The sequence below is a fragment of the Pseudomonas sp. LBUM1653 genome, assembly GCF_059716115.1.
Window position 1 is genome coordinate 3,929,659 of sequence record NZ_CP166803.1, and the last position, 12,783, is coordinate 3,942,441.

Here is a 12,783-nt window from a genome sequence, read left to right on the forward strand (position 1 = left end):
GGGCCAGGGATGGCCGATCGCGGCGACCCACGGAGCAATGCCGGAGTGAGGGCATGCCGAGCCCTAGCGAGGCACCGAGTGGTGGGGCAAGAGCGCTTTGGTTACTTTCGCGCTTTTCGAAAGTGACTCGCCGTAAGGGCCATCCCTTTCAAGGTCTTTTGACTTTTGCGGCCTTGAGCACCCGATCCGTCGACACATGGGCATGCACTGCCTTACCTTCAAGCCACTCCTTGGGCTTGGGCACCTTGGGCCCGCGTGTGCTTTTGGCGACCTGTTTGGGCTTGATATTCCTGGCCAGCGCCAACAGGCGCTGTGCCGTAGTTTCTGAGCTCGATTGAAGTGATAAGTAATCTGCAGGCAACGCGATCTGCATGCCCTCATAACCGCTACGCACTTGCACGGTCAGGTGGAAGATCGAAGCCTCCCATCCCTCTGGCTGCGTTTGGCGATGAGCCTGCTCAACGCTGCGCTTAAGCACTGACAACACGTTGTAGGCCAACACCGCCGAAGCAAACCCGAGCAGGGCCGCCTTGGGGTTGCCCAAGGTTCCGAGTTCACTGTCCAGCACCGACTCCAGGCGCTGGAACATCCCTTCGATACTCCAGCGACGACGGTACAAATCGGCGATTTGCTCAGCGCTGATGGTCTCGGGCAAGTTGCTCCAGAACAACAACGTGGTGTCGCCTGATTCGGTAGCTTTTTGCAGATTCAGCTCGACACGCCGCCACTGACGTCCACCTTTCACTTCGATGATTTGCTCACGCACGCTTCCGGTCGCGACCGCGACAGGTTCCTGCCAGTCGCCTTCCTGAAACAGGCGCGGATGTTTACTCGGCTCACGAACAATGAAGGCAGCCCCGGCGTCTTCACAGGCCTCCATGACCGGGAGCGTGCAGTAGAGTCGATCGGCCATCCACAACTGGCCGGCACGGGCGTTTTCCAGCAACGGCAGCACACCGACACGCTCACTGGCATAAGCATCTTCACAGGGCTGGAGGTCGACGACCTGGTCCAGATCAGGGTCGTAAACCACGACCGAAAAACCAGGCCGCGCGGCACCTCGTTCACGGCGCAAAGCATCCAGACGTTTTTCACTGGCAGGCAGGTGGTTACCGTCAACGACCCGCAGTTGCCAGCCGGGCAAAATGGCAGAACAGCCCAACTCCTCAATCGTCGGCGTCAGGCGCTGCGCACTGCCGCTCACCAAGGCGCGCAGCAGCGCGGGCTCTGTGCGGCTGACCTTGTCGTAAAGCGCCGCCAAGCTGACGGGCAGATCATCCATCTGCCGTGCGGCGGCATGCAGCGAAGGGCGCAACCCCAGTGAAACAAGGGACATCAGCTCAACGATGGTCGAAAACAAAAGCTCGCGCGGGTACTGCCGTTGACGGTGTTCTTCGAACACCTGATCGACCCACTCAGCTGGAATGGCCTGCTCCAACACCAATTTGGCCATGACACTGGCCGGTGTTTTTTTCTCGAACCGCGCTAAAACCTCTGCCCACATCGTCTCGTCTTCCTGACCGGAGTTTTTGGAGGATTTTAACAAAGACCTTGAAAGGGGTGGCCGTAAGGGCGAAACCGTAAGTGGCCGTTACCGCAGCAATGGATATCCCCCCAATCCAATTCTTATATACATGCCCATCCACCCTCAAGTCCCGCGCAAAAACCCTGCGAAGTTAAAGACCAAGGCCACATCCACCTCCGAGCATTCGTACCGTGCCTATGCCTTTTTCCCCAGACCATAGCGGCTATTTCATGCATCGCTACGGCGTTGGAGTCTTTAGAGTGACGTTGAAGTCACTTTCTTGAACCCTGGAAAAAGGAATGAACATGCAACGGAATGCAAAGACTCATTATCCAATCCTGCTGGTGCACGGGCTTTTCGGCTTCGAGCGGATCGGCAGCGCGCACCTCTTCCACGACGTCAAGCAGGCCCTGCGGTGCGCCGGGGCGAGCGTGTTTGTCCCGCATGTATCCGCCACCCACAGCAACGAAGTGCGCGGCGAACAGCTTCTGGCGCAGATCCAGCGGGTACTGCAGGGCACAGGCGCCCACAAGGTCAATCTGGTCGGCCACGGCCAAGGCGCGTTGACCGCACGATATGCCGCCGCGACAGCGCCAGGCAAGGTTGCTTCGGTGACGTCCGTCAGCGGACCGAACCACGGGTCGGAACTGGCCGACTTGCTGCGCGAGGCACTGACGCCCGGCAACCTGCCGGAGACGGTGGCCGAAACCGTTGCCACCTTGTTCGCCGACCTCCTGTCGTTGCTCAGTGGCAAGCGTCGGATACCGCCAAATGCCATCGCCGCCCTGAGCGCCCTGACCACGCAAGGCGTGGGCGCATTCAACCAGAAGTATCCTCAAGGCTTGCCGAAGATCTGGGGTGACAAGGGCCGCGAACAGGTCAATGGCGTGCGCTACTATTCCTGGAGTGGCATCCTGCAGGGACAGCGGCGAGATGAAGGTCTTGACGCAGTGGACCCGTTCCATGGCCTGCTGCGGGCGCTGTCACGTTATTTCACCACCGAGCCCTTGCAGAACGATGGCCTGGTCGGGCGTTACAGCTCCCACTTGGGCACCATCATCCGCTCCGACTATCCGCTGGACCATCTGGGCACCCTTCGCCCGTCAACCGGTCAAAATACAAAGCGCATTGACCCGATTGATCTTTATGTGCAGCACGCCGAGCGCCTGAAAAAAGCCGGGCTTTAATGGCAACGGAACTTTGAGGAGAAATAGCCCACTGAATCCGGTAGGCTCAGCATTTTACCGTACATTCAATGGAGAGTTTTACCATGGCCAAAGCCACTGCCCGTCACATCCTTGTTGCCAGCGAAACCAAGTGCAACGAACTGAAGGCCCAAATCGAGGCGGGCGCAGACTTCGCCGAAGTCGCCAAAGCCAACTCCACGTGCCCTTCCAGCCGCCAGGGCGGTGACCTGGGCTCGTTCGGCCCGGGCCAGATGGTCAAGGAGTTCGACACCGTGGTCTTCAGCGCACCGCTCAACGTGGTGCAAGGTCCGGTCAAGACCCAGTTCGGCTACCACCTGCTGGAAGTGACCAGCCGCCAGGACTGATAGCCCCCTGGATTGGCTGTGCAACGGCCCGCCTTCTGGTGGGCCGTCGTGTTTCAGATACTTAATACGGCTGGCGAGGGACGCGCCGCTAGCGTACAAATCGTGGTTAACCACCACCCGGCTCTAAGGCTGACAATGCGACTGGCTTTCCCGACTTTATTGTTCACTGCCGTGGCCCTGCTCCTGGGCGCCGCCGGTGTGAATGCCGCACCGCAACATGCGTTGACCGTATACGGCGAGCCCGCCAAGTACCCTGCCGGCTTCAGCCATTTTGCCTACACCAACCCGCAGGCGCCCAAGGGCGGGACAATGCGGCGTTCGGCGATCGAGATCGGGCATTTCGATCACGTCCTGCCTTATATAGACAAGGGCATCGGCGTGACGCAGATCGATGGCCTGCTCTACTCCCCCCTGGCGCAGCGCTCGCTGGACGAGCCTTACACCGTGTACGGCCTGGTGGCGCAGAAAATGGAGCGCTCCGACGATGGCCTGTCCCTGCGTTTCTACCTCAACCCCAAGGCGCAATTTGCCGATGGCAAGCCGATCACTGCCCAGGACGTGCGCTACACCTTCGATCTTTTGATGACCCAGGGCAGCCTGCGCTATCGCACGCAGTTCGCCGACGTCAAAGGTGTAGAAATCGAATCGCCATTGACCGTGCGCTTCGACTTCAAGAACAACGAAAACCGCACCCTGTCGCTGGACATCGCGACCTTGCCGGTGTTTCCCGAACACTGGTGGAAGAGCCGTGATTTTGCCGATGGCGGTGGTTACGAACCGCCCCTGGGCAGCGGACCGTACAAGGTCGGCAAGGTCGATTCGGGGCGCAGCATCACCTTCGAGCGCAACCCCGACTGGTGGGGCAAGGACCTGCCGGTCAGCCGCGGGCTGTACAACTTCGACCGTTTCAGCATCGAGTACTTCGGCGATACCGATGTCGCGCGCCAGGTATTGCGCGGCGGTGCCTACGACTACAACCGCGAGTTTTCCGCCACCGGATACTCCATAGGCTATGACAGCCCGGCCCTGAGCGACGGTCGCCTGCAAAAGGCTCACCTGGCCACCGAAGCGCCACAATCGGCCCAGGGTTTCGTGTTCAATCTGCAAAAGCCGATGTTCCAGGACCGCCGGGTGCGCCAGGCGCTGGCGATGCTCTGGGATTTCGAATGGAGCAACCGGCAGATGATGCGCAACCTGTACATCCGCCAGCAGAGCTACTTTTCCAATACCGACCTCGCGGCCCGGCAGTTACCGGATGCCGGTGAGCTGGCGATTCTGGAACCCTTGCGTGGACAGGTCCCCGATGAAGTCTTCAGCCAAGTGTTCGAACCACCGAAAACCGATGGCAGCGGGTTGATTCGTGACAAGCAGTTGCAAGCCCTGGACCTGCTCGAACAGGCCGGGTGGAAACCCCAAGGCGATCAACTGGTGAACGCCGACGGCGAGCCACTGAGCTTCACCTTCCTGGTCAGCCAGAACGGCATGGACCGCTTGCTCCTGCCCTACAAGCGCACCCTGAAACAGATCGGCATCGACCTGAACATCCGCCGCATCGATTCGTCGCAGTACGTCAATCGCCTGATGAGCCGCGACTACGACATGATTGTCACCGGCTATCCGGTCACCACCTCTCCCGGGGGCGAACTGATCAACTACTTCGGCTCGGTCTCGGCCAACGATCCCGGCGCCAACAACTACATGGTATTGAAGAACCCGGCGGTGGACACCCTGATCAACGGCCTGATACGCGCCAACACCCAGGCCGACATGCTGCACTATGCCCATGCGCTCGACCGGGTGCTGCAATGGAACTACTACTGGATTCCCAACTATTACCCGCCGGGCAGCTCCACCGTGTGGTGGAATCGCTTCGGCATACCGAACGTGCAGGCGAGCAATGACGAAGCCATCGAGAGCTGGTGGGAAATGAGCACTACGCCGCTGACCAACCAGCAAATGACCGCCGAGCGCATCCGTCGTGGCAGACCCGGAGGACCGCATTGATGTGGGCTTATATCGTGCGGCGCCTGCTGCTGATCATCCCGACACTGGTGATCATTCTCCTGGTCAATTTCGTCATCGTCCAGGCCGCACCGGGTGGCCCGGTGGAACAGGCCATCGCGCATTTGCAGGGCATTGGCGGTGGCGGCGTCGGTGGCAGCTCCAGCGAGACCATGGGCCATTCCCGGGCCAGCCGCGGTCTCGATCCGCAGTTGATCAAGGACATCGAAAAGCAATACGGCTTCGATAAACCGGCACCCGAACGCCTGTGGCTGATGCTCACCAGTTACGCGCGCCTGGACTTCGGCAAAAGCTTCTTTCGCGGCGCCACCGTCACCGACCTGATCCTGGAAAAAATGCCGGTCACCATCTCCCTCGGGCTCTGGGCGACGCTGATCACCTACCTGGTGTCGATTCCCCTGGGGATCCGCAAGGCCGTGCACCACGGCAGCCAATTCGATGTCTGGAGCAGCACTGCGATCATCATCGGCTATGCCATGCCGGCCTTCCTGTTCGCCATGTTCCTGATCGTGATGTTCGCCGGCGGCACCTCACTGAACTGGTTCCCGGTACGCGGGCTGGTCTCGGACAATTTCGAGTCGCTGTCGACCCTGGGCAAGATCGCCGATTACTTCTGGCATCTGGTACTGCCGGTGACAGCGCTGGTGATTGGCGGTTTCGCGACCCTGACCATCCTGACCAAGAACTCGTTCCTCAACGAGATCACCCGTCAGTACGTAGTCACCGCCCGCGCCAAAGGCTTGAGCGAACGCCGGGTGCTGTACGGCCACGTGTTCCGCAACGCCATGTTGCTGGTGGTGTCGGGAATTCCCCAGGCCTTTATCAGCGTGTTTTTTGCAGGCTCGCTGCTGATCGAAGTGATTTTCTCCCTCGATGGCCTGGGGCGCATGAGCTACGAAGCGGCGGTGTCACGGGACTACCCGGTGGTGTTCGGTTCGCTGTTCATCTTCACGCTGTTCGGCCTCCTGATAAAACTGGTCGGCGACCTGTGCTACACCCTGGTCGATCCGCGGATCGACTTCGCCGCGAGGAACGCCTGATGCTGAAGCTTTCGCCGTTAGGCCGACGCCGCTTCGAGCGCTTCAAGAAAAACCGCCGCGGCTGGTGGTCGCTGTGGTTGTTCGTCGGGCTGTTCCTGCTGACCCTGGGTGGCGAACTGATCGCCAACGACAAACCGCTGGTCGTCAGCTATCAAGGCTCGTTGTACTTCCCCGCGCTCAAGCGCTACACAGAACAGGAATTTGGCGGGCAACTACCCTTCCAGGCCGATTACCGCAGCGATTATGTGCAGAACCTGATCAAGAAGGATGGGGGCTGGCTGCTGTTCCCGCCGATCCCCTTCAGCGACGACACACCGAACTACGACCTGAACCAACCGGCCCCGAGTCCGCCTTCGAATGTGAACTGGCTGGGCACCGACGACCAGTCGCGGGACGTGTTGGCGCGGGTGATTTTCGGCGCGCGGGTTTCGATCCTGTTTGCCTTGATGCTGACCTTCGTCAGCGCGCTGATCGGCATTGCCGCAGGCGCGCTGCAAGGCTATTACGGTGGCTGGGTCGACTTGCTCGGTCAGCGCCTGCTGGAGGTCTGGTCCGGGTTGCCGGTGCTGTACCTGCTGATCATCCTCTCGGGGTTCGTCGAGCCGAATTTCTGGTGGTTACTGGGGATCATGGCGCTGTTTTCCTGGCTGGCCCTGGTGGACGTGGTGCGTGCCGAATTCCTGCGTGGGCGCAATCTGGAATACGTCAAGGCCGCCCGTGCGCTGGGCTTGACCGACCGCAAGGTGATTGTGCGGCACATTCTGCCTAATGCCATGAACGCGACATTGAGCTACCTGCCGTTCATTCTGACCGGGGCCATCTCGACCCTCACCGCGCTGGATTTTCTCGGTTTCGGCATGCCGGCCGGCAGTGCATCGTTGGGTGAGCTGATTGGTCAGGGCAAGCAGAACCTGCAAGCGCCTTGGCTGGGTATGACGGCGTTTTTCACCCTGGCGTTGATTCTTTCTCTACTGGTGTTCATCGGCGAAGCATTGCGTGACGCCTTTGACCCTCGTTCGTGACGCGGACTGTTGATATGAGCAACCTGATCGAAATTCGTGACCTCAGCGTCGCCTTCAGTGGCCAGACAGTCGTGCGCAATCTGTGTCTGGACATCCGCCCCGGCGAATGCCTGGCGCTGGTGGGCGAGTCGGGTTCGGGCAAGTCGGTGACGGCCCACTCGATCCTGCAATTGCTGCCCGAATGCGGCACCGAGACGACCGGCAGCATCCGTTATCGCGGCCAGGAACTGGTGGGCGCCGATGCGCGCAAATTGCGCGAACTGCGGGGCAATCGCATCGCGATGATCTTCCAGGAGCCGATGACCTCCCTGAACCCGTTGCACAGTATCGAGAAGCAGATTGGCGAGACCTTGCTGGTGCACAAGGGCCTGGCCGGCAAAGCGGCACAAGCGCGGATTCTCGAGTTGCTGCATCTGGTGGGCATCCAGAAGCCCAAGGAGCGGCTCAAGGCCTATCCGCACCAGTTATCCGGTGGTCAGCGCCAGCGGGTGATGATCGCCATGGCCCTGGCTTGCGAGCCGGAATTGTTGATCGCCGATGAACCGACCACGGCGCTGGACGTGACGGTGCAACGCAAGATCCTGCTGCTACTCAAGTCGCTGCAGCAGCGACTGGGCATGTCGTTGCTGCTGATCAGCCACGATCTCAATCTGGTGCGCAGCATTGCCCAGCGAGTCTGCGTGATGAAAGCCGGGGAAATAGTCGAGCAAGCCACCTGCGAGACGATGTTTACCGCACCGAAACACCCTTACAGCTGCGTGCTGCTCAACGCCGAGCCGGAAGGCGAAGCCCTGCCCCGGGACGAACGGGAAAAAGTCCTGGAAGTGCACGACCTGCGGGTGCAATTTGTCGTCGGTGGCGGACTGTTCCAACGCAAGACTTACCTCAAGGCCGTGGACGGCATCAGCCTGAGCATCCAGCGTGGCAAGACCCTGGGCATCGTCGGCGAATCGGGTTCCGGCAAGTCCACGCTCGGCCAGGCGATCCTGCGCCTGCTGGACTCCGAGGGCGGTATTCGCTTCCAGGGCCAGGCGCTCGATGGCCTGACGCAGAAGCAGTTGCGGCCGTGGCGCAAGAAAATGCAGGTGGTGTTCCAGGACCCGTTTGGCAGTCTCAGCCCGCGCATGTCCGTGGCGCAGATCATCAGCGAAGGCCTGGAGGTGCATAGTCAGTTAAGCACCGAGCAATGCAACGCCGAAGTGATCCGGGCGCTGCAGGAAGTCGGGCTCGACCCGCAAAGCCGGCATCGCTACCCCCACGAGTTCTCCGGTGGCCAGCGCCAGCGCATCGCCATCGCCCGGGCGCTGGTGTTGAAACCTGCGCTGATCCTGTTGGACGAACCGACCTCGGCGCTGGATCGCACCGTGCAAAAGCAGGTGGTCGCCCTGCTGCGCCAGCTTCAGGAAAAGCACGGGCTGACCTACCTGTTCATCAGCCATGACCTGGCGGTGGTGCGCGCCCTGGCCCACGACATGATCGTGATCAAGGACGGCAAGGTGGTCGAAAGCGGCGCCAGCCATGATGTGTTCGAATCGCCGCAGCATCCGTACACCAAAGAGCTGTTGGCGGCGGCGCATGTGGGGCAGGCATAATCCCGTCAGACCGCGTCGCGGCCTTCGCGAGCAGGCTCGCTCCCACATTGGATTTGTGAACGACACAGATCAATTGTGGGAGCGAGCCTGCTCGCGAAGGGGCCAGCAAAGGCAACACATAATCAGGATCAACCCCCATGAACACCACCGAAAGCCTCAAGGACTACCAGCGCGTGCGCCTGCTGGCGATCCGCTCGCTGTTCGAGATCATCGAGCAGTCAAGTGAAGGCACGGTGATCGTCGACCGCGACGCCAACATCGTCTGGATGAACGAGCGCTATGCCAAGCGTTTCGGCCTGCCATCGGCCGAAGGCGCGATTGGCAAGGCCTGCGAAAGCGTGATCCCCGGCAGCCTGTTGCGCGAGGTGGTGCGCACCGGCCGACCGATTCTGCTCGACATGCAGGACACCCCCAAGGAACCGCTGGTGGTCATGCGCCTGCCGATTCACGACGACGCCGGCGAGGTGATCGGCGCCATTGGCTTTGCCTTGTTCGACGAGTTGCGCAGCCTGTCGCCGATGCTCAAGCGCTACATGAGCATGCAGGAAGAACTTGCTTCCACGCGCTCGCTGCTGCGGGCGCGGCAGACCAAGTACAACTTTGCCCACTTCATCGGCACCAGCGCCGCCAGCCTGGAAGTCAAGCGCCGTGCCCGGCGCAGCGCCAGCACCGACTCGCCGGTGTTGCTGCTCGGTGAAACCGGCACCGGCAAGGAATTGCTGGCACAGGCGATCCACAATGCGTCGCCGCGAGCACACAAGGCGTTTGTCAGCATCAACAGTGCGGCGATTCCCGAATCCCTGTTGGAAGCCGAATTCTTCGGCACCGCCCCTGGTGCCTTTACCGGCGCCGACCGCAAAGGCCGCGCTGGCAAACTGCAGATCGCCCAGGGCGGTACGCTGTTCCTCGATGAAATCGGCGACATGCCATTGCCGCTGCAAAGCAAATTGCTGCGGGTGCTGCAGGAAAAGGAATTCGAACCGGTCGGTTCCAACGAGGTGATCCAAAGCGATGTGCGGGTGATCGCCGCGACCTCGACCGACCTGGAAGCGGCGATCAAGCGTGGCGAGTTTCGCGCCGACCTGTACTACCGCCTCAACGTCCTGCCGATCCAGGTTCCACCGCTGCGCGAGCGTCTCGATGACCTGCCCGCCCTCAGTGAAGCGATTCTTGAGGAACTGCGCAGCCAGCACGAACTGAACAGCGATGCGCTGGCACTCCTGGGTCAACATGCCTGGCCGGGGAACATTCGCGAACTGCGCAATGTGCTGGAGCGGGCGGCGTTGCTCAGTGATGACCTGCGGCTGACGGTGGTGGATATCCGTGCTGCGATCGGGACTTTTTCGCCGGTTGAGCGCGTGGCGCCGTTGCCTGTGGAAGTGGTGGAGCATGAGACGTTCAGTGCCGCGCGGGAGCGCTTTGATCGGCAATTGATTGAAGCGGCCCTGGCGCAATGCGGGGGCAAGGTAATTGAAGCGGCGGCGCGGTTGGGGCTGGGGCGGTCTACTTTGTACAAGAAGATGGTGGCGTTGGGGATTGCCGATTCTCCATAAAGAGACATGAATCTCCATTGCTAGACAGTCCATCGCGAGCAGGCTCGCTCCCACAGTAGATCGAGTTGCCAAGGAAAACGCGGTCCAATGTGGGAGCGAGCCTGCTCGCGAAGAGGCCTCCACCATCACCGCAAGTCTCAAAACAGAGACACCCCATCTTGAGCCGCCTACAGAAAACGAAATATCTCCTTATATTTCAACGCCTTACACTTATGGCACGAAACTCGCTTTAGCCCTTCCCCACAAAAGATCCACCCTTAAAAAAATAACAATCCAGGAGACACACCATGAGTGTGATCATTGCCTTGGCAGCCCTCGCGCTGCTGATGCTGGCTGCCTACCGTGGCTATAGCGTTATCCTTTTTGCCCCGATTGCCGCCCTCGGCGCCGTCCTGCTCACCGACCCTTCTGCCGTCGCCCCTGCCTTCACCGGGGTGTTCATGGAAAAAATGGTCGGGTTCATCAAACTGTATTTCCCGGTGTTCCTGTTGGGCGCGGTGTTCGGCAAACTCATCGAGTTGTCCGGCTTCTCGCGCTCCATCGTCGCGGCGGCCATTCGTTTGCTCGGCACCCGCCAGGCGATACTCGTGATCGTGCTGGTCTGCGCCCTGCTGACGTACGGCGGCGTCTCGCTGTTCGTGGTGGTGTTCGCGGTCTATCCGTTTGCTGCGGAAATGTTCCGCCAGAGCAACATTCCCAAACGCCTGATCCCGGCGACCATCGCCCTCGGCGCCTTTTCGTTCACCATGGACGCCCTGCCCGGCACCCCGCAGATCCAGAACATCATCCCCAGCACCTTCTTCAACACCACCGCCTGGGCCGCGCCATGGTTGGGTTTGATCGGGTCGATCTTCGTGGTCTGCGCCGGCATGCTGTTTCTGCAGCGCCAGCGCAACAAGGCTCAGCATAGCGGCGAAGGCTATGGCACCGACCTGCGCAACGAGCCGGAAACCGCTGCCGACATCAAACTGCCCAATCCGTGGATCGCACTGTCGCCGCTGCTGGCCGTCGGCATCATGAACCTGTTGTTTACCCAGTGGATTCCGCAGTGGTACGGCAAGACCCACAGCCTCGCGCTGCCGGGCATGGCTGCGCCGGTGACCACCGAAATCGCCAAGCTCACGGCGATCTGGGCAGTTCAGGCTGCGTTGCTGGTCGGCATCATCATGGTGCTGGTGTTCGGCTTCCAGGCGATTCGCGGCAAATTGGCCGAAGGCAGCAGAAGTGCGGTCAGCGGTTCATTGCTGGCAGCGATGAACACGGCGTCGGAATACGGTTTTGGTGCGGTGATTGCGTCGTTGCCGGGCTTTCTGGTTCTGGCCGACTGGCTCAAAAGCATCCCTAACCCGCTGGTCAACGAAGCGATCACCGTGACCCTGCTGGCGGGCATCACCGGTTCGGCGTCCGGCGGCATGAGCATTGCGCTGGCAGCCATGGCCAATGACTTCATCGCAGCGGCCCATGCGGCCAACATTCCCCTGGAAGTACTGCACCGCGTCGCCGCCATGGCCAGTGGCGGCATGGACACCCTGCCGCACAACGGCGCGGTGATTACCTTGCTGGCGGTGACCGGCCTGACCCACCGCGAAGCCTACAAAGACATTTTCTGTATTACGCTGATCAAGACCCTGGCGGTTTTCGTAGTGATCGGCACTTTCTACGCCACTGGCATTGTGTGAGGTATTGATGACGACTCTTTCGGGCAAGACCGCATTGGTTACCGGTTCCACCAGCGGCATCGGCCTGGGCATTGCCCTGAGCCTGGCCAAGGCTGGCGCCAATCTGATTCTCAACGGTTTTGGAGATGCATCCAAAGTAATTGCCGAGGTAGAACAGTTCGGCGGCAAGGTGGGCCATCATCCGGCCGATGTCAGCGACCCCGCTCAAATCGCCGACATGATTGCCTACGCCGAGCGTGAATTCGGCGGTGTCGACATTCTGGTCAACAACGCCGGCATCCAGCATGTGGCGCCGGTGGACGAGTTCCCGGTGGAGCGCTGGGATTCGATCATTGCCATCAACCTGTCATCGGTGTTTCACAGCACTCGCCTGAGTTTACCGGGTATGCGTGCCAAGGGCTGGGGCCGGGTGATCAACATCGCCTCGGTGCATGGCCTGGTGGGTTCGACGGGCAAGGCCGCTTATGTCGCCGCCAAGCACGGCGTGATCGGGCTGACCAAAGTGGTCGCTTTGGAAACGGCCACCAGCAACATCACCTGCAACGCGATTTGCCCGGGCTGGGTGCTGACGCCGCTGGTGCAGAAGCAGATCGACGATCGCGCCGCCACCGGCATAGACCCGCAGCAGGCGCAGCATGACCTGCTGGCCGAGAAGCAGCCGTCGCTGGAGTTCGTGACGCCGCCGCAGCTGGGTGAACTGGTGCTGTTCCTGTGCAGCGAAGCAGGCATGCAGGTGCGTGGCGCGGCATGGAATATCGATGGTGGGTGGTTGGCGCAGTAGCCCACAGATGATCGTTC

Annotated in this window: 10 protein-coding genes; 9 read left to right on the forward strand and 1 reads right to left on the reverse strand. The window is 60.8% G+C overall.

The genetic code is table 11. The annotated features are described in order from the left end of the window. Positions 1-148: 148 nt before the first annotated feature. Complete coding sequence (locus tag ACA054_RS17555; RefSeq protein WP_497690236.1) at positions 149-1,453, reverse strand: IS4 family transposase; 1,305 nt, start codon at positions 1,451-1,453, stop codon at positions 149-151. 377 nt (positions 1,454-1,830) lie between these two features. Here ACA054_RS17555 and ACA054_RS17560 point away from each other — a divergent pair, with 377 nt between their 5' ends. The 9 genes from ACA054_RS17560 (at position 1,831) to ACA054_RS17600 (ending at position 12,766) form a co-directional block, all read left to right on the forward strand. Beyond that, positions 1,831-2,712, forward strand: a complete 882-nt coding sequence (locus ACA054_RS17560; RefSeq protein ID WP_497685377.1) for an esterase/lipase family protein — start codon at positions 1,831-1,833, stop codon at positions 2,710-2,712. An 83-nt stretch (positions 2,713-2,795) separates the two neighbouring features. Beyond that, on the forward strand, positions 2,796-3,077 hold the full coding sequence (locus ACA054_RS17565) for a peptidylprolyl isomerase (RefSeq protein ID WP_497685378.1): 282 nt from the start codon (positions 2,796-2,798) through the stop codon (positions 3,075-3,077). Positions 3,078-3,212: 135 nt separating this feature from the next. Further along, a complete protein-coding gene (locus tag ACA054_RS17570; protein ID WP_497685379.1) occupies positions 3,213-5,081 on the forward strand; it encodes an extracellular solute-binding protein in 1,869 nt (622 codons plus the stop codon). After that, entirely contained in the window at positions 5,081-6,139 is a 1,059-nt protein-coding gene (locus tag ACA054_RS17575) for a microcin C ABC transporter permease YejB (RefSeq protein WP_497685380.1), read from the forward strand. The genes ACA054_RS17570 and ACA054_RS17575 overlap by 1 nt, the downstream gene beginning before the upstream one ends. Then, positions 6,139-7,161 carry an ABC transporter permease gene (locus ACA054_RS17580; protein ID WP_497685381.1) on the forward strand — a complete coding sequence of 341 codons (1,023 nt, stop codon included), beginning with the start codon at positions 6,139-6,141 and terminating at the stop codon, positions 7,159-7,161. The genes ACA054_RS17575 and ACA054_RS17580 overlap by 1 nt, the downstream gene beginning before the upstream one ends. A gap of 14 nt (positions 7,162-7,175) precedes the next feature. Beyond that, entirely contained in the window at positions 7,176-8,753 is a 1,578-nt protein-coding gene (locus tag ACA054_RS17585) for an ABC transporter ATP-binding protein (protein ID WP_497685382.1), read from the forward strand. A gap of 137 nt (positions 8,754-8,890) precedes the next feature. Further along, positions 8,891-10,306 carry a sigma-54 interaction domain-containing protein gene (locus ACA054_RS17590; RefSeq protein ID WP_497685383.1) on the forward strand — a complete coding sequence of 472 codons (1,416 nt, stop codon included), beginning with the start codon at positions 8,891-8,893 and terminating at the stop codon, positions 10,304-10,306. A gap of 287 nt (positions 10,307-10,593) precedes the next feature. After that, the gene (locus ACA054_RS17595) at positions 10,594-11,985 is read left to right on the forward strand and encodes a GntP family permease (protein ID WP_497685384.1); all 1,392 of its coding nucleotides are present in this window, start codon (positions 10,594-10,596) and stop codon (positions 11,983-11,985) included. Between the two features lie 7 nt (positions 11,986-11,992). After that, the gene (locus ACA054_RS17600) at positions 11,993-12,766 is read left to right on the forward strand and encodes a 3-hydroxybutyrate dehydrogenase (RefSeq protein WP_497685385.1); all 774 of its coding nucleotides are present in this window, start codon (positions 11,993-11,995) and stop codon (positions 12,764-12,766) included. The last annotated feature ends 17 nt before the right edge of the window (positions 12,767-12,783 follow it).

Excerpts from the sequence above, each read along its gene's own strand:
- ACA054_RS17555 (WP_497690236.1), bottom strand. The coding sequence starts at position 1,453 with ATGGCCAAATTGGTGTTGGAGCAGGCCATTCCAGCTGAGTGGGTCGAT.
- ACA054_RS17560 (WP_497685377.1), top strand. The coding sequence starts at position 1,831 with ATGCAACGGAATGCAAAGACTCATTATCCAATCCTGCTGGTGCACGGG.
- ACA054_RS17565 (WP_497685378.1), top strand. The coding sequence starts at position 2,796 with ATGGCCAAAGCCACTGCCCGTCACATCCTTGTTGCCAGCGAAACCAAG.
- ACA054_RS17570 (WP_497685379.1), top strand. The coding sequence starts at position 3,213 with ATGCGACTGGCTTTCCCGACTTTATTGTTCACTGCCGTGGCCCTGCTC.
- ACA054_RS17575 (WP_497685380.1), top strand. The coding sequence starts at position 5,081 with ATGTGGGCTTATATCGTGCGGCGCCTGCTGCTGATCATCCCGACACTG.
- ACA054_RS17580 (WP_497685381.1), top strand. The coding sequence starts at position 6,139 with ATGCTGAAGCTTTCGCCGTTAGGCCGACGCCGCTTCGAGCGCTTCAAG.
- ACA054_RS17585 (WP_497685382.1), top strand. The coding sequence starts at position 7,176 with ATGAGCAACCTGATCGAAATTCGTGACCTCAGCGTCGCCTTCAGTGGC.
- ACA054_RS17590 (WP_497685383.1), top strand. The coding sequence starts at position 8,891 with ATGAACACCACCGAAAGCCTCAAGGACTACCAGCGCGTGCGCCTGCTG.
- ACA054_RS17595 (WP_497685384.1), top strand. The coding sequence starts at position 10,594 with ATGAGTGTGATCATTGCCTTGGCAGCCCTCGCGCTGCTGATGCTGGCT.
- ACA054_RS17600 (WP_497685385.1), top strand. The coding sequence starts at position 11,993 with ATGACGACTCTTTCGGGCAAGACCGCATTGGTTACCGGTTCCACCAGC.